Raw genomic sequence first — 19,215 nt, 5'->3', positions numbered from 1 at the left:
AAAGACGAACTGGCTAACTACATTGACCAGTTCTATAACCGTCGTCGATTGCACTCAAGCCTGGGCTATCAAAGTCCGCAGCAATATGAGAGAGTCGCGGCATAACAAACCCGTGTCCATTTTATCGGGTCAGGATCACTGCCAAAAGCGTCACTCAAATTGCTTGCGCAATTTCAGCGCCACTTTTGTCAGCGGCTGAGCGCGGCGTTACGTGTCAATACTATGAAATCAGTTATACCGCTTTTATTCATATTTAGTTTTCACAGTGCTTTTGCATCTGATATAGACATTAGAAAAGATAGGATTCAAAGAATGGAAGTAAAAATATCTAAGGAAGCTGAAGAAAGGAAAGATCGATCAGAAGCAATCCTTTCAAAATTCGGCGTTCCAATAAATAAGCATCTTCCATATATAGAAGATTCCAACGAAGCCCTTATAAGAACAACATCGGAAGTAGCTACAAGAGCCTTAGCTCTTTTAGTTGTAGCGGTTAAGGCTGAAGGATTGGAGCAAGAGATAGTCAATAATGTAATAAAAAGCTATGACCTCTCAAAAGCATTTACACCTAAAGAACTTGAATTCATAAATAATCCAGAGCCGACTCCATTCGATAAGACACAGTTTATTTGGCGTTATGAGGCTGCTTGGGTTTTATTATGGGCATTAGGTTACGTACCAGAACTTACACATCCAAATTCGATTTGTGATGTACCTGCTGCAGTAACCTTTATGCAACAGAGAAGCAAAAGTGAATTCATAAATGACTCACAGCTTCGTTCAATTCAAGAGATACTTGATGAGAATGACTTAATCTATCGCTATCACTGGGCTGTTGTAGATGCTCGTGTTAACAATCTACAAATCCCTGAAGACATTGACTCTAGCGTTGTCATGGAGCGCCATTACGCCCTTAACTGGCTCATGGGTTATATGGAACAAGAATGGGATGATATCTCAACAGACACGTAAAAATAAAATAGACACCCATTTTAAAATCCCTCACTAAGCGCCAGTGCCTGCAGCCTCGCTTAGTCAATGAGGCCTCGATGAAATCCAGCGCCAACTCCCCAAAAGGCGGTTCTTGGAGCATTCAATAACAGGTGGTAAAAGTTGAGAAACAGACAGGCTACACCGTATTATAACAAGGCAACTCAAATCGGACCAAAACTCGTTGTCATATTTATTGCAAACGGCGTAATAAATGCGCCATCACATTTTGGCCGTTGGTTGCGGCGTCAAGCGCCTATGGAAATCATCAACAAATTCATATTTTTCGTTCTGATATTTTGTGGAGCTGTAGCGGCAGAGGAACAAGGAATGAGTAAGCAAGACGCACAGAAGACCTGGGGCGAGTATCATGAACGGATAAAGAATCGCCGCCTTACTCAGGCTAGATTAATCAACTTGGAGTTGGATAAAAACAATATAACTAGCGAAATAGATCTAATTCTAGACTTTAGTTTTTTCACACAGAATGAAGCTGGTGCAAATGGCCTTAAAAACCAACTCAGTGAAAACTACGAAATGACTATCAGTAAAAAAGGTGAGTATTGGCATATTAATGGCACTTCGCGGCCGTATGCTGTGAACCTGACCACTGAGCAACACTTGGGCTGGGTAGAGTTCATGTGTGATGTAGCTCTATCTTACGGCAGTATCTTTAGTACTTGGTCTATTACCGAACAAAAAGGGAATCGTGTTTGGTCTAATGAGAACATTGAAACGGAGTTCGACTAATACAGTACTTAACAATCACAGGAAAGCAGACGCAAAAAGCCGCGCGCCTGCTGTAATCGTTATATTTCTCAAAGAGAAGGGAGTTTTTGTGAAGAATTTTGGTTTGGTACTTTTATCAGTCATTTTAATTGGCTGTAGTAGCACAGGCGTCATTCCTATGGATGAAGGCAGATATATGATTGCTCAGCGCAGCGCACAAGTAGGGTTTGGTCCACCAGACGGAGTTAAAGCTGAGGTTTACCAAGAGGCTAATGAATTCTGCGCCCAGCAAGGAAAGCGCGTAAAGACTGAAGACTTACAAATGACCAATTCTGGCTTTGGGCGCCCTGGCAATGTCTCCCTTGAATTCAGTTGCCAATAGAAACATAACACCTGCAACCTTTCTCCCTGTCAAAGACCAAGTCCCCCCAACCACGCTGTCAGAGCCCGCTCAGTATGTCGAGACCGCCAAGCAATGCTGCTTCGTCTGTCTGAGACGGCGCTGGCCGCAAACGCACACAAAGGCTCTGTAAGGAGGCTCTATGTCGCTACCATCGCCGCCCCTCCCCCCAGGCTAGACTCGAGCGGATTAGACGCCGCACAGCGCCCCGTCACCACCACGACGTATCGTCGGTTGTCTGTAACTAACCCGAACCAGCCGGTGCCGGTCAGGCAACAAAAAAGGCCGCCTGAGCGACCTTTTTGCTGCGAATACGGAACCAGCCGTTAACGACGATTGCGCAGGTGGGCGACCACCCGCTTGCGCTTCTTCAGATCATCGCCGCTGAGCTTCTTGCGGCGACCGTCGAAGGGGTTGGCCCCTTCCTGGAACTGAATCCGAATCGGGCTGCCCATGATCTTCAGCGACTTGCGGTAGTAGTTCATCAGGTAGCGCTTGTAGGAGTCCGGCAGGTCCTTCACCTGGTTGCCGTGCACCACCACAATCGGCGGGTTGTAACCACCGGCGTGGGCGTACTTGAGCTTGATGCGACGGCCGTGGGACATCGGTGGCTGGTGATCGTCCACCGCCATCTTCATCACCTTGGTCAGAACCGAGGTGTTATGACGCTGAGTGGCGCTGGCATAGGCTTCCTGCACCGACTCAAACAGGTGGCCGACACCGGTACCGTGCAGCGCCGAAATAAAGTGCAAACGGGCAAAATCGATAAAGCCGAGACGACGATCCAGCTCGCGCTTGATCTCTTCGCGGACATCATTGCTAAGGCCGTCCCACTTGTTCACCGCAATCACCAGCGCTCGGCCGGCATTCAGGGTGAAGCCCAGCAGCGATAAGTCCTGATCCGAGATGCCGTCACGGGCATCGATGGTCAGCAGCACCACGTTGGCTTCTTCGATGGCCTTCAGGGTCTTGATGACCGAGAACTTCTCCACCGCTTCGTGCACCTTACCGCGACGACGAACACCGGCGGTGTCGATCAGCACGTATTCGCGGCCATCACGCTCCATGGGAATGAACACCGAGTCCCGGGTGGTGCCCGGCATGTCGTACACCACCACCCGCTCCTCGCCGAGGATGCGGTTGGTCAGGGTTGACTTGCCGACGTTGGGGCGACCGATGATCGCCAGCTTAATCGGTTGGTCCTGCAGGCGCTTGGCTTGGGCTTCGGCGTCCTCTTCGGTGTACAGGGTCACGTCGTCGTCCTGTTCACCCAGCTCTTCTGACTCTGGGTTGTCGGCGACAAACTGCTCCACGAACGGCTCGAGGGCACGCAGAATCAGGCCACTGATGCCACGGTTCTGAGCGGCGGCAATCTGGTGCACCTCGCCCATGCCCAGGGCATAGAATTCGCCACAGGCGGAATCGGCATCGATGCCATCGGTTTTGTTGGCCACCAGGAATACCGATTTTTGCTGGCTGCGCAGATGGGCGGCAATGGCCTCATCGGCCACGGTCAGGCCGGCGCGCGCGTCGACCATGAACAGCACCACATCCGCTTCATCGATGGCCGCCAGCGACTGCTCGGCCATCTTGGTTTCGATGCCCTCTTCGGTGCCATCGATACCACCGGTATCCACCACGATGAACTCATGCTCACCCAGCTTGGACTGGCCGTATTTACGGTCTCGAGTCAAACCGGGAAAGTCTGCCACCAGGGCATCCCGCGTGCGGGTCAGGCGGTTAAACAGGGTCGATTTGCCCACATTCGGACGCCCAACCAGGGCTACCACTGGCATCATGGTGAAAACCTCTTTAATAAAAAACGCCCCCAATATGGGGGCGCAGTATTCTAGCAGTGCCTTAGCCTATTGTCACCACGGCAATGCGCCCATCCCGGGTCTGAAGGTAGATTTTATCATCCACCACCAAGGGTTGAGTATAGAGCCCGGAGCCGTCAATCTGCAGTTGGCCGACCAGGGTGCCGCTGTCGCGGTCCATGATGTGCAGGTATCCTTCGAAGTCGCCCACCACCAGGTAGTTGCCGATCACGGCCGGGCCGGTAACCATGCGACCGGTCAGGCTGCTGTTGGCCCACGTCTCCAGGCCATTCTGACGATTCACCGAATAGACGGTGCCGCTGCTGTCGGTCAGGTACAGCGCATTGCCCTGCAGATCCATCGGCGCATAGCTGGAGTACTGACGCTGCCACTTGATCTGGCCGCTGCGCAACTCCACCGCCGCCAGGTTGCCGTTAAAGGCGGTGCCGTATACGGTTTGGCCCAGCACCAGTGGCTTGCTGTCGACATCAACCACCCGCTCCAGTTCGTTGGAACCGCTGGCCTCGGCCAGGCGTGCTTCCCAGATGGGCGCCCCCTGCTGGGAGAACACCGCCACCAGCTTGCCGTCCGGGGTACCGGTCAGGGCCGCGCCCTGGCTGGAGGCCACTCCACTGGTGCCGCGCAGCACCAGCGACGGCATGGTCAGTTCGTAAGTCCACAGCAACTCGCCGCTGTCCACATCAAACGCCTGCACCTTACCGGAGCCGGTATTGACCACCACCTTGCCATCAACAATGGCAGGATCCGACAACAACTCACCTCGAGTATTGGCTTGCCAGTCAACCTCACCGGTTTCCTGATTCAGGGCGAACAGCACCCCGTTCTCGCTACCGATAAAGATGCGGTTAAAGCCGTGGCTGATGCCCGCGGACAGGCGCGCGCCATTGTTCTTCTTCAGAGCCCCCAGAGCAAATTCACGGCGCAGATTCTGAGTCCAGATCTCCTTACCGGTCTGTTGGTCGTAAGCGGTGATCAGCCCAAAACGCTCGGCAGCAAATACCTTGCCATACGCCACCTCGGGCGACAGGCTGGACCAATACTCGTCAATGCCGTCGCCACTGCTGGCACGCCAAACCACGTCTGCGGTTACCGTGGCTTCGATCTCCGGGAGGGGGGAGACCTGAATACCGATCTCTTCCTCATCGCTGGAGGCACAGCCCATCAGGGCCAATACCATCAGCCCGGCCAGCCATCCTTTTCCTGCCTTCGCCATCAAATTCGTCCTCAAATCGCCAGATCGTCGAGCTTCATCTGCAGCTCCTGGCTGCTGCTGCCGGCGGTCTGGGCAGCCAGGTAGGCCTCCCGGGCACCCTGCAGATCACCTTGCTGCTTCAGGGCGTCGCCCTTAAGCTCATCGCGCTGAGCGACGAACGCTTCGTTGCTGATGCCAGCCAGCGTCGCCAGGGCGCCATCGAGATCACTCTGAGCCATCTGCACTCGAGCCAGTCGCAACTGCACCAGCGGTTTGAAATCCGCATCGATGCTGCCCAGAACCTCGGTCAGACGCTGATTGGCCTGAGTCAGATCGCCGCTGTCTGCGGCGGCCTTGGCCAGCATCAGGTTGGCCAGATCGGCGTAAGCGCTGTCGCTGTGGCTCAGGGTCAGCTCATCCACCGCGGCGGTCAGGGCCTCGGTGGCGCCGGCCTGAGCGATGGTGGCTTCAAACGCCACCGATGCAGCTTCCGCCTGCTCACGCTGATAGTCCTGATAGGTGTTCCAGCCAAACAAGCCCGCCAGGCCGATGACCGCACCACCAATGATGGAGTTTCCGTACTCTTTCCAAAACGATTTAATCGCTTCGACTTGTTGTTCTTCGGTGCTGTAGATTTCCACGTGGACTATCCCCTTAAGCGTTTACAAGAGAAGGCAGCAGTTGGCTGAGCTCTTCACGGCTCACCTGACGCTGCTCTCCTTCGCCGCGCAGTGGCTTAACCGTCACTACGCCTTGTTGCAATTCATCTTCACCGATGATCAGTGCCACCGCGGCACCGCTCTTGTCGGCGCGTTTCATCTGTTTCTTAAAGTTGCCGCCACCACAGTGAGACATCACTTTGAGTGTGGTGTCGCTGCGCAACTGCTCGGCCAGTGCCATGGCACTGCTCATGGTGCCGGAGCCCATGGCGCAGACGTAACAGTCTACCGCCGCCGGCAAGGCATCAAATTTACCCAGGGTATCCAGCAGCAACACCAAGCGTTCAATGCCGGAGGCAAATCCAACCGCTGGCGTGTCCTTGCCCCCCAGTTGGCCCACCAGGCCATCATAGCGACCACCGGCCAGCACCGTGCCCTGAGAGCCGAGGCTGTCGGTGATCCACTCGAATACGGTGTGGTTATAGTAATCCAGGCCGCGAACCAAACGGGGGTTAACGGTGTATTGGATGCCAGCAGCGTCCAGCAGTTCACACAAAAGATCAAAATGTTGCCTGGATTCCTCACCCAGATGATCTTTCAGGGCCGGGGCATCGCCCAGCAACGCCTGAACCTGAGGATCTTTGCTGTCCAGTACCCGCAGTGGGTTAGTGTACATGCGACGCTGGCTGTCTTCATCCAGAGCCTCTTTGTGCTGCTCCAGGAAGGCCACCAGCGCATCGCGGTAGGCGGCACGCTCGTCGCTGCTGCCCAGGGTGTTCAGCTCCAGGCGAACCTGGCTGTCGATGCCCAGGCGTTTCCACAACTGGGCAGACATCATCAGCACTTCGGCGTCGGCGTCGGCGCTGCCGATGCCGTACACCTCAACACCGAACTGATGGAACTGGCGGTAACGTCCTTTCTGCGGGCGTTCATGGCGGAACATGGGGCCCATGTACCACAACCGCTGCTCCTGGTTGTACAGCAAGCCATGCTGGTTGCCGGCACGAACGGTGGAGGCGGTGCCTTCAGGGCGCAGGGTCAGCGAGTCGCCATTGCGGTCCTCGAAGGTGTACATCTCCTTCTCGACAATGTCGGTTACCTCACCGATGGCCCGCTTAAACAGACCGGTCATCTCCACGATAGGGGTGCGGATCTCCTGGTACCCGTAACTGGCCACGGTTTCCCGCAGCGCCGCTTCCACCCATTGCCACTTGGCGGTCTCGCCCGGCAGGCAATCGTTCATGCCTCGAATCGCTTGAATCTGTTTACTCACGTTACTCTCTTTTATACGTAAAAATTCCCCGTGTCCGCTGCCCGGCCACACCGGCGGGCACACGGAACCCACGGGGAGTTCAAATTAGTCCTGGATCTCTTTAACGTCGATCTGCTGCTGCTTGATCGCCACCTGGCGGCGAATACGTTCTTCCAGCAAGGTCACCAGTTGTTCGTTGTCCAAACGCTCTTTCTGACGTTCGCCATCCACATAGAAACCACTCTTGCGGTTGCTGCCCGCCAGCCCCAGATCCGACACCAGTGCCTCACCTGGGCCATTGACCACACAGCCAATGATGGAGACGTCCAGCGGCGTGGTCACGTCTTCCAGACGCTGCTCCAGCTCGTTGACGGTGTTGATCACATCGAACTCCTGCCGAGAGCAGGAGGGGCAGGCGATAAAGTTGATGCCTCGGGAACGGATGCGCAGGCTCTTGAGAATATCAAAGCCCACCTTAACCTCTTCCACCGGGTCCGCCGCCAGTGACACCCGCAGGGTATCGCCGATGCCTTCGTTCAGCAGCAGTCCCAGGCCGATGGCCGACTTAACCGCCCCGGCCCGCTGACCACCGGCTTCGGTGATCCCCAGATGGATTGGCTGTTCAATCTCGTCGGCCAGCAGACGGTAGGCGTCCACCGCCAGGAACACATCCGACGCCTTAACGCTGACCTTGAAGTTATCAAACTCAAAGTCGCGCAAAATCTGTACGTGACGCATGGCCGATTCCACCAGCGCCGCCGGTGTCGGCTCGCCGTACTTCTCCTGGATGTCTTTTTCCAGCGACCCGGCGTTTACGCCGATGCGAATCGGAATGTTGCGCTCGCGAGCGGCATCCACCACCGCCTTGATGCGTTCCTGGTTACCGATGTTGCCCGGATTGATGCGCAGGCAATCGGCACCGTACTCCGCCACTTTCAGGGCGATGCGGTAATCGAAATGGATGTCGGCCACCAGAGGAATGCTGGTTTGCTGCTTGATCGCCTTAAACGATTCAGCCGCTTCCATGGTCGGTACCGACACGCGAACGATGTCGGCACCGGCACGCTCGATGGCCTGAATCTGGGCCACGGTCGCCGCCACATCGGTGGTTCGGGTATTGGTCATGGACTGAACCGCGATAGGGGCACCGCCGCCAACAGGCACATTGCCCACCATTACCTGGCGAGTGTGACGACGCTTGATCGGGGATTCGTGTTGCATGGGATACCTTAATTGGCCAGGGTGATGACCGCCACCTTACCGGGGCGATAGCCTGACATGTCTATCGACTTGCCATTAAATTCCAGCGCCACCACTTCCGGGGCACCGATACGAAGTTTAAAGGGGGCTTTTCCGGACAACTGCTGCTCATAGCCTTCGCGCTTAAGCCCCTCCAGCAGGGTGTTGCCGTCGGCGTCCTTCAGCAGCATCCAGCAATCGCCCAGAAGGCGGATGGACACCTGCTCCTGCACCACCGCTGGCGCTGGCGTCGCCTCGGTTTCCGCCGCCGGGGCCTCGGTGGTCGCAGTGGTGGCGGAAGCCGATTGAGGCTCAGGGGTCACGATCGGCTCAATGGCGCCACTCTCGGCTGGCTCAGGAGTCTGGGCCGACATTTCAGTGGCCACCTCAAGCGCCTCGGCAGGGGTCGTTTCGGCGGCAGTGTTTGTTGTGGCCTCGTCACTCGCGGCGATCAGGGCCGGAGTCTCGGGCTCAGGCTGAGTCACTTGCTGGACCACCGCTGGCACGGTCACCACGTTGCTGGTTTCCAGCAGCGACTGAGGTTTAGTGACCCACCACCACACCAGCAGCCCCACCAGGCCCAGGGCGATGATCCAGGTCAACAGCATCCAGCGGCTGTCGCGCTGCTGCTTGGAGGTACGACGGGAGAAACTCTGCATGGCAGTCTGCTCTTGAGAGTGAGGCAGCGCCATCAGAGCCTGGGCAATCTGTTGTTCGCTAACGCCAACCAGGCGAGCGTAGTTGCGGACATAGCCGCGAAGATAGGTAGTGGTAGTGCCGGACTCGTAGTCGTCGTTCTCAATCCCCTCCACCACAGAGCGGCGCAGGCTGAGACGCTGAGCAACCTGCTGGGTTGTCAGTCCGTTTGCTTCCCTGGCCGCCTTAAGCAGCGGACCTGGTGTGATCACCGTTTGTTCTTGTTGTTCTTGGTGTTGCTGATTTTCACTCATTGGTAATTCTTTGCCCGATATGCCTTAGCTTGTTCCGACTCGGGGTAATTCACCAGCAACTGCGCTCCAAAACGCTGCGCAGCTTTCTTGTGGTTTGCCCGGCTCTCTATCTCGACACCCAACCATAACGTCACTGCCGAGGCCGCATTCGTCGCGTGGTACTGGGACAACGCCAACCTGGCTTGCGGGTAGTCCTGTTGGCGAAACGCTAATTCTGCCAGTTCCAACCATAAGTCGGTGCGACCAGGATCATACTTTAATGCCATCTGAAAGTATTGCTGTGCCGGCTCCGCTAAGCCAGCTTTCAGGGCACATCGCGCCAGATTTTCGTAACTTTTTCCCTGTTTGGCGTAATCCGGTAACTCGATGGCAGCCAACAACTGCCGTTCGGATTGGGGCCACTGCCCCTGGCGACATAAGAAGACGCCGTAGTTATTGCGGGCATCCGCGCTGTTCGGATGGGCCTCGATGACCCGGCGGTACACCGCTCCGGCCTGCTCCGTCTCCTGCACCTGCTCGAAGTAATACGCCAGGGTCAGCAGTGCCGATTCCGACTGCGGTTGGTGCTCCAGGGCCCGATCCAGGTTGCGTTTGGCGGCTTCCAGGTCTCCTCTCTCCAGATACCCCAGTGCCAGTGCCACCCGTTCCCGGGCGGCCTGTTCCGCCTCAACCGCCGCATCGGCCTGGGTCAGCTCCCGCCCATCCAGGGTGGTTTGACTGACGCAACCCCACAATACCACAGTAATGCCAATGGCTATCCATGCCTTCATACTGAACGAATTCCCGTCGAACAGGTAATTAGTTCATTTTTACCGAAATTTGTTCACCGTGCATGCGTTTTTTCAGCATTCGTTTGGTGCGGTCTCTCACATCCCCCACCAATTGACCGCAAGCGGCGTCAATATCGTCGCCGCGGGTCTTGCGTACAATAACGGTATAACCCTTTTCCATCAACACCTTGGCAAAGCGGTCGATGCGAGAATTCGAGCTCTTGCCATAGGGGCTGCCCGGGTAAGGGTTAAAGGGAATCAAATTGATCTTACAAGGGGTGTCTTTCATCACCTGGGCCAATTCATGGGCCTGATCGGTGCTGTCGTTGATGTGATCCAACATCACGTACTCCACCGTCACCCGCCCTTTATTGGCAAAGGATTTACCCAGATAGCCCCGAACCGACTCCAGGAACATCTGAATATTGTATTTCTTGTTGACCGGAACCAACTGGTCCCGCAACTCATCATTGGCGGCGTGCAGGCTAATGGCCAAGGCAACGTCAATCTGATCCCCCAGCTTGTCCAGCGCCGGTACCACACCGGAGGTAGACAGGGTGACCCGCCGCTTGGACAGGCAGAAACCGAAATCATCCAGCATGATGTCCAGGGCCGGAATCACGTTGGTCATGTTCAGCAGTGGCTCACCCATGCCCATCATCACCACGTTGGTAATGGGTCGATCTTTGGTGTTTCGAGACAAGCCGAGATAGGTGGCGACCCGCCACACCTGACCGATGATCTCCGCCACCGTCAGGTTGCGGTTGAAGCCTTGCTGGGCCGTAGAGCAGAAACTGCATTCCAGGGCACAGCCTACCTGAGAGGAGACGCACAGGGTGGCGCGGTCGTCCTCGGGGATGTAGACGGTCTCCACTTCCTGGCCGTTGCCAACGTCGATGGCAAACTTGATGGTGCCGTCGGATGAGTGCTGGCTGTCGGCAATCTGCGGCGCTTCAATGCAGGCCAACTCGCTCAACTTGGCACGCAAGCCCTTGTTGAAGTTGGTCATTTCATCAAAGTTATCCTGACCAAAGTGATAGATCCATTTCATCATCTGATCGGCACGAAACGACTTCTCGCCCAACTCGGCGAAAAATTCCCGCATCGCTTTACGATTCAGGTTTAATAAATTGACCTTCTCAGTCATCTGAAATGCTCCTCGACTCTGGCCCAAAATGGCGCGCAATTGTACAGGGTAAGCCAGTGTAAAGTCTACCACAGCCCACGTCAGGCGGGATTCAGGTGCGTCGGCCGCCGTTCATGCTAAACTAGCGGCACACTTCTTATATTGTCTGAATTTACTCAATGTTTCTGTTAGTCACATACATTCTGGCTGCCATCGGCGTTTCCTTTGTCTGTAGCGTCTTTGAAGCCGCGTTGTTGAGTGTCACCCCCAGTTACATCGCCAACCTGAAAAACTCCAACCCCAAGGCGGCCGCCCGTCTTGAGGCCCAGAAAGAGGACGTCGAGGCGCCACTGGTGGCGATTCTGACCCTCAACACCATCGCCCACACCGCCGGGGCCGCCGGGGCCGGCGCCCAGGCCGCCAAGGTGTTTGGCGATAACATGCTGGGGCTGTTTTCGGCGGTCCTGACCCTGGCGATTCTGTTCTTTTCCGAGATCATCCCCAAGACCCTGGGTGCCAACTACTGGCGCTCGCTGGCGCCCTCTGTCTCGTTGGCGCTGAACTGGATGGTAACTCTGACCAAGCCACTGGTGTGGATCTCACTCAAGGTCACTCGCCTGATGGGCAAGGGCGAACAGGGCCACTACATTCGAGCAGAGATGTCGGCCATGGCCGACGTAGGCCACCAATCCGGTGAACTGGATGAAAAAGAATCCAGTATTATGAAGCAGTTGCTTAACGCCCGAAATGTGCCGGTCACCGCGGTAATGACGCCGCGAACCGTGATTCACTCCGCCAGCCAGCACACCACCCTGCACGAGTTTGTCAGCAGCGAGGGCGGCATGCACTTTACCCGGATTCCGGTGCACGATGAGGATCGCGACGACATCGTCGGTTACGTTCACCGTGCCGAGGTACTGTTGGCAGAAAAGAGCAGCCCGGACAAACCATTGCGCTCACTGAAAAAGCCCATCCTGGTGTTGCCGGAAGGCACCAAACTGATGGCGGTGTTTGAGCAACTGCTGAAGCGCCACACCCAAATTGCCATCGTGGTGGATGAATACGGCAGCGTGCTGGGTATCGTCACCATGGAGGACATCATCGAGTCACTGCTGGGGCTGGAGATCGTCGACATGACCGATCCCGCTGCCGACATGCAGGTGGTGGCACGCATGCTGTGGGAACAGCGCAAGAAGAAGCGCGGCATCGAACTGAGTGACAACGACTCTGAGGAGTAGGGGTCACCGAAACAAAAAAAGCGCCCCGAGGGCGCTTTTTTTTATTCTGCGAGCAACCGCTTAACGGGTGCGTGGGCAGATCTCTTCCTGAGTGAAGAAGTACGCGATTTCACGCTCGGCAGACGCAACCGCGTCGGAGCCGTGAACGGCGTTTTCATCAATGGAATTCGCGAAGTCGCTACGCAGAGTACCGCGAGCCGCTTCGGCAGGGTTGGTGGCACCCATGATTTCACGGTTGGCCAGAACGGCGTTTTCGCCTTCCAGGCACTGAACCATGATAGGACCGGAAGTCATGAACTCAACCAGTGCGCCAAAGAAAGGACGCTCTTTGTGCTCGGCGTAGAAACCCTCGGCCTGCTCCTGGCTCAGGTGAACCATTTTAGAAGCGATGATCTTCAGACCGGCGCTTTCGAAACGGCTGTAGATGGCACCGATCAGGTTTTTGGCAACGGCATCGGGCTTAACGATGGAAAAAGTGCGTTCAATCGCCATTTTTCTCTCCATATTTAGGGTTGTTATATAATTTGGCGCGGATTATATGCTAACCCGCGCCAAAAATCCCGACTTAAATCACACCAAGGCTCAAATTCAGCCTTGCGAAGATCACGTTTTACACAGGTATTTGACCCCGATCCACAGCCGATGGTCATCGCAGCAACGGCGCATGCGAGTGACAAAGCCTAAGCCATTGCCGATCTCCATCGCCTCGTGCAACGCTTCGGCGGAGTCCTGCTGTTGCTGAGGAATCGCCAGCAGCAAGCGGCCACATTTGGCCAGCAGACGCCAGCTGAATTGAATCTCGCGCGCCATGTCACTGCCAGACTCGGTGGTGGCACCCAGCCACACGACCGCCTGATAATCGACGCTGCGCACCGCCGGTCCGCGCACCAACACCTGCACCGACGGCAGATCGGCGTACTGTTGTTTCAACATGGCGGATTTCATGACGTGATCGGTTAGGATGTCGATCTCACCCGGTTCGCCGACCTGCTGTGCCAGCATGCGAACGAAGACTTCATCACATGGGGAGATCACCAGCACTCGTTCACCTCGTTTGAGTGCCAGCTTGCGTAGAATAAATTTGTATTTCCACTCAGGAAACGCATCATCCGAAACTGCTGGATGAGAAACTAGAGAGGGAGTTTTGCGGACTTCTTGTTGCATTGTTATTTTCCGCCCCGAATTATTGGTTTAGTGTCGCTCGGTTTGACCTTGTTCAGCGATTAGACAACATACTGCTTTAGTGGTTAAAAAAACAACCCCTTTTTGCCGTCATTGTGACATAGCGACCGATTGTTTTCTGAACTGTATTTTTCTCCGAAATGAGCTGCAGGTGGGGTAAAAATGAGAGAGCCGACCCACTTTCGTGGATCGGCTGCGAGTTTATTTACGCTGCGACTGTAACCAGTCTATCCACTCCGGCACCCCTTCACCTGTGGTGGCCGACACGCAGATCACCTCGATGTCCGGGTTCACTTTACGGGCATTGTCGATGCACAACTGCACATCAAATTTCAGGTGCGGCAGCAGGTCCACCTTGTTCACCAACATCAACGAGGACGCCGCAAACATGTCTGGGTACTTCAGTGGTTTGTCTTCCCCTTCGGTCACCGACAGAATGGCAATCTTGTGGCGCTCGCCCAGATCAAAACCGGCCGGGCACACCAGGTTGCCCACGTTCTCAATGAAGATCAGATCCCCCCCATCCAGCTCCAACCGCTCGCAGGCGCTGGCAATCATGGCCGCATCCAGGTGGCAGCCCTTACCGGTGTTCACCTGAATGGCGCGGACCCCGGTTTCGCGGATGCGATCGGCGTCATTGGCGGTTTCCTGATCGCCTTCGATGACCACCACCTTATCGGCAGCCAGGCGGCGACAGGTTTCGGTCAGCAAGGTCGTCTTACCTGAGCCCGGGCTGGACACCAGGTTCACGACCAACTGCTTGTTCATGGCGAACTTGAGGCGATTCTCCTGGGCAATGGCGTCGTTCTTGCCAAGGATGTCCTGTTCAATCTGTACCATACGCGACTGGCTCATGCCCGGAGCATGAGCATGGGCCGGGCCCTGACCATAATGGAGGTTGTCGCCCTGGCGCTGAGGCGAAAACTGGGTAGGAGCCGCAGTTGCGGTCGCCACCGGGGCCGGCGTGCTGACCTGTGGCTGTGGCAGTGCATCGGCGCTGACATGGTAGTGGTAATGGTGCACCACATCGCCCTGGTGGTGATAGTGGTGATGTACCTGGGTGATGCGTTCCTGAGCGTCATGGCCGTGGTCATGTGAATGACTGTGGCCATGTTGATGGGCATGACCGTGGGAATGACCATGCTCGTGATCATGGGAGTGGCCGTGAGAATGACCATGCTCATGAGAATGATCATGGGAATGGCCGTGAGAATGACCATGCTCATGGGGGTGGTCATGATCGTGGTGATGATGGCCCCCTTCAATTTTAACGTTGCCTTCCGCGCATCCGCATACTGTGCACATACTTACTCTACCTCTAAGGATTTGACCCGCATTTGTGTTCCGTCCACCACCTGCAATGAGAAGCCTCCGCATCTCGGGCAGGGGTCACCGCGCTTCTGCAACGGCACCTGAACAGAGCAATCGAAACAATACGCCAACCCGGGAACCGGTTCTATGGTCAGCGCACAGCCCTCGGCCAGGGTGTCCCGAGTAATGACATCAAAACTGAATCGCAGCGACTCCAGCTCCACACCAGCCAGTTCGCCTACTGCCAGGCACACTTCGGTAACCCGTGAAAAATTCTGTTTCTTGGCTTCATTTTCCAGAATCTGAACGATCCCTTCCGCCAGTGACATCTCGTGCATAGTCCGTTTCCATTGTGCCCGCTTCGGGCGGGTGACGCCTAAGGTGATTCTGCCGTTTCCGGCCGGTCTGGCCATCTTACTCAGGAAGGGGGAGTCGAAACTTTGTTCTCTATCATAAAAATTAAAAAAAGGTCATAACCGCTCGCGCCACGGCGTTCAGGCACAAAAAAGCGGAGCCCGTGGCTCCGCTTTTTCTGGCGTCGACGGCTTACTCCGCCTCGTCGATCCAGGCTTGCTGAATCGCTTCCAGAATCTTCTCATTGCAGTGATCCGGGTCATCGCTAAAGCCGTCCAGCTCCAGCACCCACTGACGCAGCTCGGTAAACCTCAGCTGAGTCGGGTCCACATCCGGCCGTGCGTCACACAGCTCGATGGCGATGTCCTGAACGTCGATCCACTTCAATTCCATCAGAGTCACTCCTTGTTCACAGAGACGGATCAGTGATTTTCGCTGACCTGGTTGATGGTATAACGAGGAATGTCGACCACCAAATCCTCGTCTTCCACCTTAGCCTGGCAGGAAAGACGAGATTCCGGCTCCAGCCCCCAGGCTTTATCCAGCATATCGTCTTCCAGCTCGTCGCTCTCCTCCAGTGAATCGAAGCCCTCGCGAACCACGACATGGCAGGTGGTGCAAGCGCAGGACTTCTCACAGGCATGCTCAATCTCGATGCCGTTACGAAGCGCCACGTCCAGAATGGTTTCACCACTCTCGGCCTGGGCTTCCAGCCCCTGGGGGCAATGCTCTTCACTGGGTAGAAAAATAATCTTTGGCATAGTAAACCTTATACGTTATCAACCGATTGCCCCGACAGCGCGCGACGGATCGACAGATCCATGCGGCGGGCAGCAAATTCGGCACTGGCCTTATCCAGGGCATCGATGGCGTCTTTAATCGACTGGCCATCGGTTCCTTCACATAGCTGTTGCAACTGTTCCATCCGCGTCTCCAGCGCCTGCTGGTCCGGCTGACGCAGCAACTCGGCACCGTCTGCCGCCAGGGCGGCACTCAGGCTTTCGATAACCCGCTGGGCTTCGATGCGCTGCTCGGTCAGCATTCGCAGTTCGATGTCCTCTTTGGCGTGGGTCATCGACTCGGTCAGCATGCGGGTAATCTCGCCTTCGCTGAGACCAAACGACGGCTTCACCTGAATCGAGGTCTGGACACCGGAGGTTTTCTCCTGCGCCGTCACCGACAACAGGCCATCGGCATCGACCTGGAAGGTCACCCGAATCACCGCCGTGCCCGCCGCCATCGGTGGAATCCCCTGCAGCACAAACCGCGCCAGAGAACGGCAATCCGCCACCATCTCCCGCTCGCCCTGCACCACGTGAATCGCCATCGCCGACTGACCGTCTTTAAAGGTGGTGAACTCCTGCGCCCGCGCCACAGGAATGGTGGTATTACGGGGAATCACTTTTTCAGTCAGCCCGCCCATGGTCTCCAACCCCAGAGACAGCGGCGCCACGTCCAACAGCAGCATGTCGGAATCGGGCTTATTGCCCACCAGGATGTCGGCCTGAATCGAAGCACCGATGGCCACCACCCGGTCCGGGTCGATGCTGGTCAGTGGCGGACGCTCAAAGAACTCGCCCACCAGATCGCGCACCATCGGCACTCGGGTAGAACCGCCGACCATCACCACCTCCAGCACCTCGTCACGCTCGAGGCCGGCATCACGCAGGCTGCGGCGACACGCCATCAGGGTTCGCTTCACCAACGGCGCAATCAGGTCGTTAAATTGAGTCCGGCTTACCTCACCCTGCCAATCACCCACGGTGGCCGTTACCACCGCGGCATCGGTCAGGGCTTCTTTAACCCGACAGGCCTCGCTTTGCAGCTGTCGACGCAGACTGGCGTCGGCATCGACGATGCCGGCCCGCTCACTCAGGTGGTCCGCCAGCAGGTGGTCGAAATCATCGCCGCCCAGGGCCGAGTCGCCACCGGTGGCCAGCACCTCAAATACGCCCTGGTTCAGCCTGAGAATCGAGATGTCGAAAGTGCCGCCACCGAGGTCATACACCGCGATCACCCCCTCCTGGCCGGAATCCAGGCCATAGGCAATGGCGGCGGCAGTAGGTTCATTCAGCAGTCGGAGTACCTTGATGCCCACCAGTTCGGCTGCGTCCTTGGTGCCCTGACGCTGAGCGTCATCAAAGTAAGCCGGTACGGTAATCACCGCCCCCTGCAGGGCACCACCAAGGGTGGCTTCGGCCCGGGCAATCAGCGGCTTGAGCACTTCCGACGACACCTGAACCGGATTGACGCGGCCGCCACGGGTGACAAACAGCGGCAACTGGTTGTCGGACGCCTCCAACTGGTATGGCAGGCTGGGGTAGCGGCTCTGCACGTCCTCCAGCGACCGCCCCATAAAGCGTTTCACCGACACGATGGTGTTATGAGGATCGGCACTGGCCTGCTCAAACGCCTCGGCACCCACCTCGACGCCCTCGTCCAGGTAGCGAACCACCGACGGCATACCATGACGCCCGGCGTCGTCGGCCAGGGTTTGGGCCTGGCCGCTGCGCACGGCCGCCACCAGTGAATTGGTGGTCCCTAAATCTATGCCCACCGCCAGCTTGTGTTGGTGGGGAGCGGCCATCTGGCCTGGTTCAGCAATTTGAAGTAACGCCATAAGTTTTGATGTGGAGCGCTAGGCCAACAACCGGTCTTCCAGTTGCGCCAGCTCCTCCTCCAGCTTTTTCATGAATTTTAGTTTCCGCACCGAATCGGCAGCGTCCTGCCATTGCCGAGCCTGCAGTTGATCGATCATCAACTGCATCATGGTACGGGTCTGGCGAGTCAACTCATCAGCAAAATCCATTGCCGCCGCTTCCACATCTGAAGCGGTCTCAATCTCTTCCAGCGATTCCCGCAGCATCATCTGCTGCATCAGGAAGCCGGTGTCCTTAATGGTCTGAGTCTCACCCTGAAGTGCCACGCCGTTGAGCGACAGCAGATACTGTGCTCGCGCAACGGGTTGTTTCAGGGTTTGGAAGGCGTCGTTGATTTCGGCGGCCTTTTGCACCGCAAGCAACTTGTCGCGCTCGGAGGCATCGGCAAAATTATCGGGGTGAACGGCGCGCTGCAGCTCTCGATAACGGCCGCTTAAGGCAGTAACGTCCACCTGGAACGCTACCGGAAGGTCGAACAACTCGAAGTAGTTCATCAATATCCCTTATACCCACAAGGCACCGCGGCGATCCCATCGCCAGCGGTGCCCCGATGGATATCAAACAGTAAAGCTCTCTCCGCAGCCACATTCGCCCTGGGCATTGGGGTTATTGAATTTGAAGCCTTCGTTCAGCCCCTCTTTGACGAAGTCCAGTTCGACACCATCGAGGTGAATCAGGCTCTTGGCATCAATAATGACGTTGACGCCCTTATCCTCAAACACTTCGTCATCGGGATTGAGATCATCAACAAACTCAATGACGTAAGCCAGACCGGAGCAACCCGAGGTTTTCAGTCCCAACCTCAGCCCAATACCACGGCCGCGATTGGTCAGAAACTGCTTCACCCGTTCGGCCGCAGCCTCGGTCATAGAGATGGCCATATCGACTCCTGCTACTACTTGTCTTGCTTGCTGTTGTAATCGGCGATGGCCGCTTTAATCGCGTCCTCGGCCAGAATCGAACAGTGGATTTTCACCGGTGGCAACGCCAGCTCTTCAGCGATTTCGGTGTTTTTAATGGCCGCCGCTTCGTCCAGCGTCTTACCTTTCACCCACTCGGTGATCAGCGAGCTGGAGGCGATGGCACTGCCGCACCCGTAGGTCTTGAACTTGGCGTCTTCGATCACACCTTCGTCATCGATTTTCAGCTGCAGCTTCATTACGTCGCCACACGCCGGGGCACCAACCATGCCGGTTGCCACGCTGGGATCGTTCTTGTCAAAAGCACCAACGTTGCGGGGGTTTTCGTAGTGTTCGATAACCTTTTCACTGTATGCCATGATTACGCTCCAATTTCCAAATCTTGTCGAAGTGGGGCCACCAAGGGGC

At 56.3% G+C, this 19,215-nt stretch carries 23 protein-coding genes; 5 read left to right on the top strand and 18 right to left on the bottom strand.

What is annotated here, in order from left to right:
- From H598_RS26650 to H598_RS26190, 4 genes are all read left to right on the top strand, one after another.
- A partial coding sequence (locus H598_RS26650) for an IS3 family transposase (RefSeq protein WP_156897119.1) occupies positions 1 to 105 on the top strand: 105 nt, incomplete at its 5' end.
- A gap of 207 nt (positions 106 to 312) precedes the next feature.
- Positions 313 to 969 (top strand): DUF4272 domain-containing protein, encoded by a 657-nt coding sequence (locus H598_RS0119850; RefSeq protein WP_211227331.1) that lies wholly within the window; start codon positions 313 to 315, stop codon positions 967 to 969.
- 141 nt (positions 970 to 1,110) lie between these two features.
- Positions 1,111 to 1,737 (top strand): hypothetical protein, encoded by a 627-nt coding sequence (locus H598_RS0119845; RefSeq protein ID WP_156897118.1) that lies wholly within the window; start codon positions 1,111 to 1,113, stop codon positions 1,735 to 1,737.
- 88 nt (positions 1,738 to 1,825) lie between these two features.
- Positions 1,826 to 2,098, top strand: coding sequence for a hypothetical protein (locus tag H598_RS26190; RefSeq protein ID WP_211227330.1), 273 nt, complete (start codon positions 1,826 to 1,828; stop codon positions 2,096 to 2,098).
- 344 nt (positions 2,099 to 2,442) lie between these two features.
- Here H598_RS26190 and der read toward each other — a convergent pair whose 3' ends face one another.
- The 8 genes from der to rlmN all read right to left on the bottom strand — a co-directional run bounded on the left by der (position 2,443) and on the right by rlmN (position 11,163).
- Complete coding sequence (gene der, locus H598_RS0119840; RefSeq protein WP_028114565.1) at positions 2,443 to 3,915, bottom strand: ribosome biogenesis GTPase Der; 1,473 nt, start codon at positions 3,913 to 3,915, stop codon at positions 2,443 to 2,445.
- 61 nt (positions 3,916 to 3,976) lie between these two features.
- Positions 3,977 to 5,167, bottom strand: coding sequence for an outer membrane protein assembly factor BamB (gene bamB / locus H598_RS0119835; RefSeq protein WP_035416292.1), 1,191 nt, complete (start codon positions 5,165 to 5,167; stop codon positions 3,977 to 3,979).
- Between the two features lie 11 nt (positions 5,168 to 5,178).
- Positions 5,179 to 5,787: a YfgM family protein gene (locus tag H598_RS0119830; RefSeq protein WP_028114563.1), complete on the bottom strand. Its 609-nt coding sequence runs from the start codon at positions 5,785 to 5,787 to the stop codon at positions 5,179 to 5,181.
- Between the two features lie 13 nt (positions 5,788 to 5,800).
- Positions 5,801 to 7,078 carry a histidine--tRNA ligase gene (gene hisS / locus H598_RS0119825; protein WP_028114562.1) on the bottom strand — a complete coding sequence of 426 codons (1,278 nt, stop codon included), beginning with the start codon at positions 7,076 to 7,078 and terminating at the stop codon, positions 5,801 to 5,803.
- Between the two features lie 84 nt (positions 7,079 to 7,162).
- Entirely contained in the window at positions 7,163 to 8,278 is a 1,116-nt protein-coding gene (ispG, locus tag H598_RS0119820) for a flavodoxin-dependent (E)-4-hydroxy-3-methylbut-2-enyl-diphosphate synthase (protein ID WP_028114561.1), read from the bottom strand.
- Between the two features lie 8 nt (positions 8,279 to 8,286).
- On the bottom strand, positions 8,287 to 9,246 hold the full coding sequence (locus H598_RS0119815) for a RodZ domain-containing protein (RefSeq protein ID WP_028114560.1): 960 nt from the start codon (positions 9,244 to 9,246) through the stop codon (positions 8,287 to 8,289).
- The gene (gene pilW / locus H598_RS0119810; protein ID WP_028114559.1) at positions 9,243 to 10,016 is read right to left on the bottom strand and encodes a type IV pilus biogenesis/stability protein PilW; all 774 of its coding nucleotides are present in this window, start codon (positions 10,014 to 10,016) and stop codon (positions 9,243 to 9,245) included. The genes H598_RS0119815 and pilW overlap by 4 nt, the downstream gene beginning before the upstream one ends.
- A gap of 28 nt (positions 10,017 to 10,044) precedes the next feature.
- Positions 10,045 to 11,163 carry a dual-specificity RNA methyltransferase RlmN gene (gene rlmN, locus H598_RS0119805; protein ID WP_028114558.1) on the bottom strand — a complete coding sequence of 373 codons (1,119 nt, stop codon included), beginning with the start codon at positions 11,161 to 11,163 and terminating at the stop codon, positions 10,045 to 10,047.
- A gap of 158 nt (positions 11,164 to 11,321) precedes the next feature.
- Here rlmN and H598_RS0119800 point away from each other — a divergent pair, with 158 nt between their 5' ends.
- Positions 11,322 to 12,380 carry a CNNM domain-containing protein gene (locus tag H598_RS0119800; RefSeq protein WP_028114557.1) on the top strand — a complete coding sequence of 353 codons (1,059 nt, stop codon included), beginning with the start codon at positions 11,322 to 11,324 and terminating at the stop codon, positions 12,378 to 12,380.
- Positions 12,381 to 12,440: 60 nt separating this feature from the next.
- Here the strand turns inward: H598_RS0119800 and ndk are convergent, their stop codons facing one another.
- The 10 genes from ndk to iscU form a co-directional block, all read right to left on the bottom strand.
- The gene (gene ndk / locus H598_RS0119795; RefSeq protein WP_028114556.1) at positions 12,441 to 12,872 is read right to left on the bottom strand and encodes a nucleoside-diphosphate kinase; all 432 of its coding nucleotides are present in this window, start codon (positions 12,870 to 12,872) and stop codon (positions 12,441 to 12,443) included.
- Positions 12,873 to 12,983: 111 nt separating this feature from the next.
- A complete protein-coding gene (locus H598_RS0119790) occupies positions 12,984 to 13,415 on the bottom strand; it encodes a hypothetical protein (protein WP_156897117.1) in 432 nt (143 codons plus the stop codon).
- 348 nt (positions 13,416 to 13,763) lie between these two features.
- Positions 13,764 to 14,867 carry a hydrogenase nickel incorporation protein HypB gene (hypB, locus tag H598_RS26185; RefSeq protein ID WP_084144550.1) on the bottom strand — a complete coding sequence of 368 codons (1,104 nt, stop codon included), beginning with the start codon at positions 14,865 to 14,867 and terminating at the stop codon, positions 13,764 to 13,766.
- A 2-nt stretch (positions 14,868 to 14,869) separates the two neighbouring features.
- Positions 14,870 to 15,211: a hydrogenase maturation nickel metallochaperone HypA gene (gene hypA, locus H598_RS0119780; RefSeq protein ID WP_028114554.1), complete on the bottom strand. Its 342-nt coding sequence runs from the start codon at positions 15,209 to 15,211 to the stop codon at positions 14,870 to 14,872.
- Between the two features lie 208 nt (positions 15,212 to 15,419).
- Positions 15,420 to 15,620 (bottom strand): Fe-S cluster assembly protein IscX, encoded by a 201-nt coding sequence (gene iscX / locus H598_RS0119775; RefSeq protein ID WP_028114553.1) that lies wholly within the window; start codon positions 15,618 to 15,620, stop codon positions 15,420 to 15,422.
- 29 nt (positions 15,621 to 15,649) lie between these two features.
- Positions 15,650 to 15,988, bottom strand: coding sequence for an ISC system 2Fe-2S type ferredoxin (gene fdx / locus H598_RS0119770; RefSeq protein ID WP_028114552.1), 339 nt, complete (start codon positions 15,986 to 15,988; stop codon positions 15,650 to 15,652).
- Between the two features lie 8 nt (positions 15,989 to 15,996).
- The gene (gene hscA / locus H598_RS0119765; protein WP_028114551.1) at positions 15,997 to 17,847 is read right to left on the bottom strand and encodes a Fe-S protein assembly chaperone HscA; all 1,851 of its coding nucleotides are present in this window, start codon (positions 17,845 to 17,847) and stop codon (positions 15,997 to 15,999) included.
- Between the two features lie 18 nt (positions 17,848 to 17,865).
- Entirely contained in the window at positions 17,866 to 18,381 is a 516-nt protein-coding gene (gene hscB, locus H598_RS0119760) for a co-chaperone HscB (protein WP_028114550.1), read from the bottom strand.
- 63 nt (positions 18,382 to 18,444) lie between these two features.
- Positions 18,445 to 18,768 (bottom strand): iron-sulfur cluster assembly protein IscA, encoded by a 324-nt coding sequence (gene iscA / locus H598_RS0119755; RefSeq protein ID WP_028114549.1) that lies wholly within the window; start codon positions 18,766 to 18,768, stop codon positions 18,445 to 18,447.
- 14 nt (positions 18,769 to 18,782) lie between these two features.
- A complete protein-coding gene (iscU, locus tag H598_RS0119750; RefSeq protein WP_028114548.1) occupies positions 18,783 to 19,166 on the bottom strand; it encodes a Fe-S cluster assembly scaffold IscU in 384 nt (127 codons plus the stop codon).
- Between the last annotated feature and the right edge of the window lie 49 nt (positions 19,167 to 19,215).

Origin of the sequence: Ferrimonas kyonanensis DSM 18153, assembly GCF_000425405.1 — a bacterium.
In the GTDB taxonomy this organism is placed as follows: Bacteria; Pseudomonadota; Gammaproteobacteria; order Enterobacterales; family Shewanellaceae; genus Ferrimonas; species Ferrimonas kyonanensis.
This window is presented reverse-complemented; position numbering and strand designations above follow the sequence as displayed.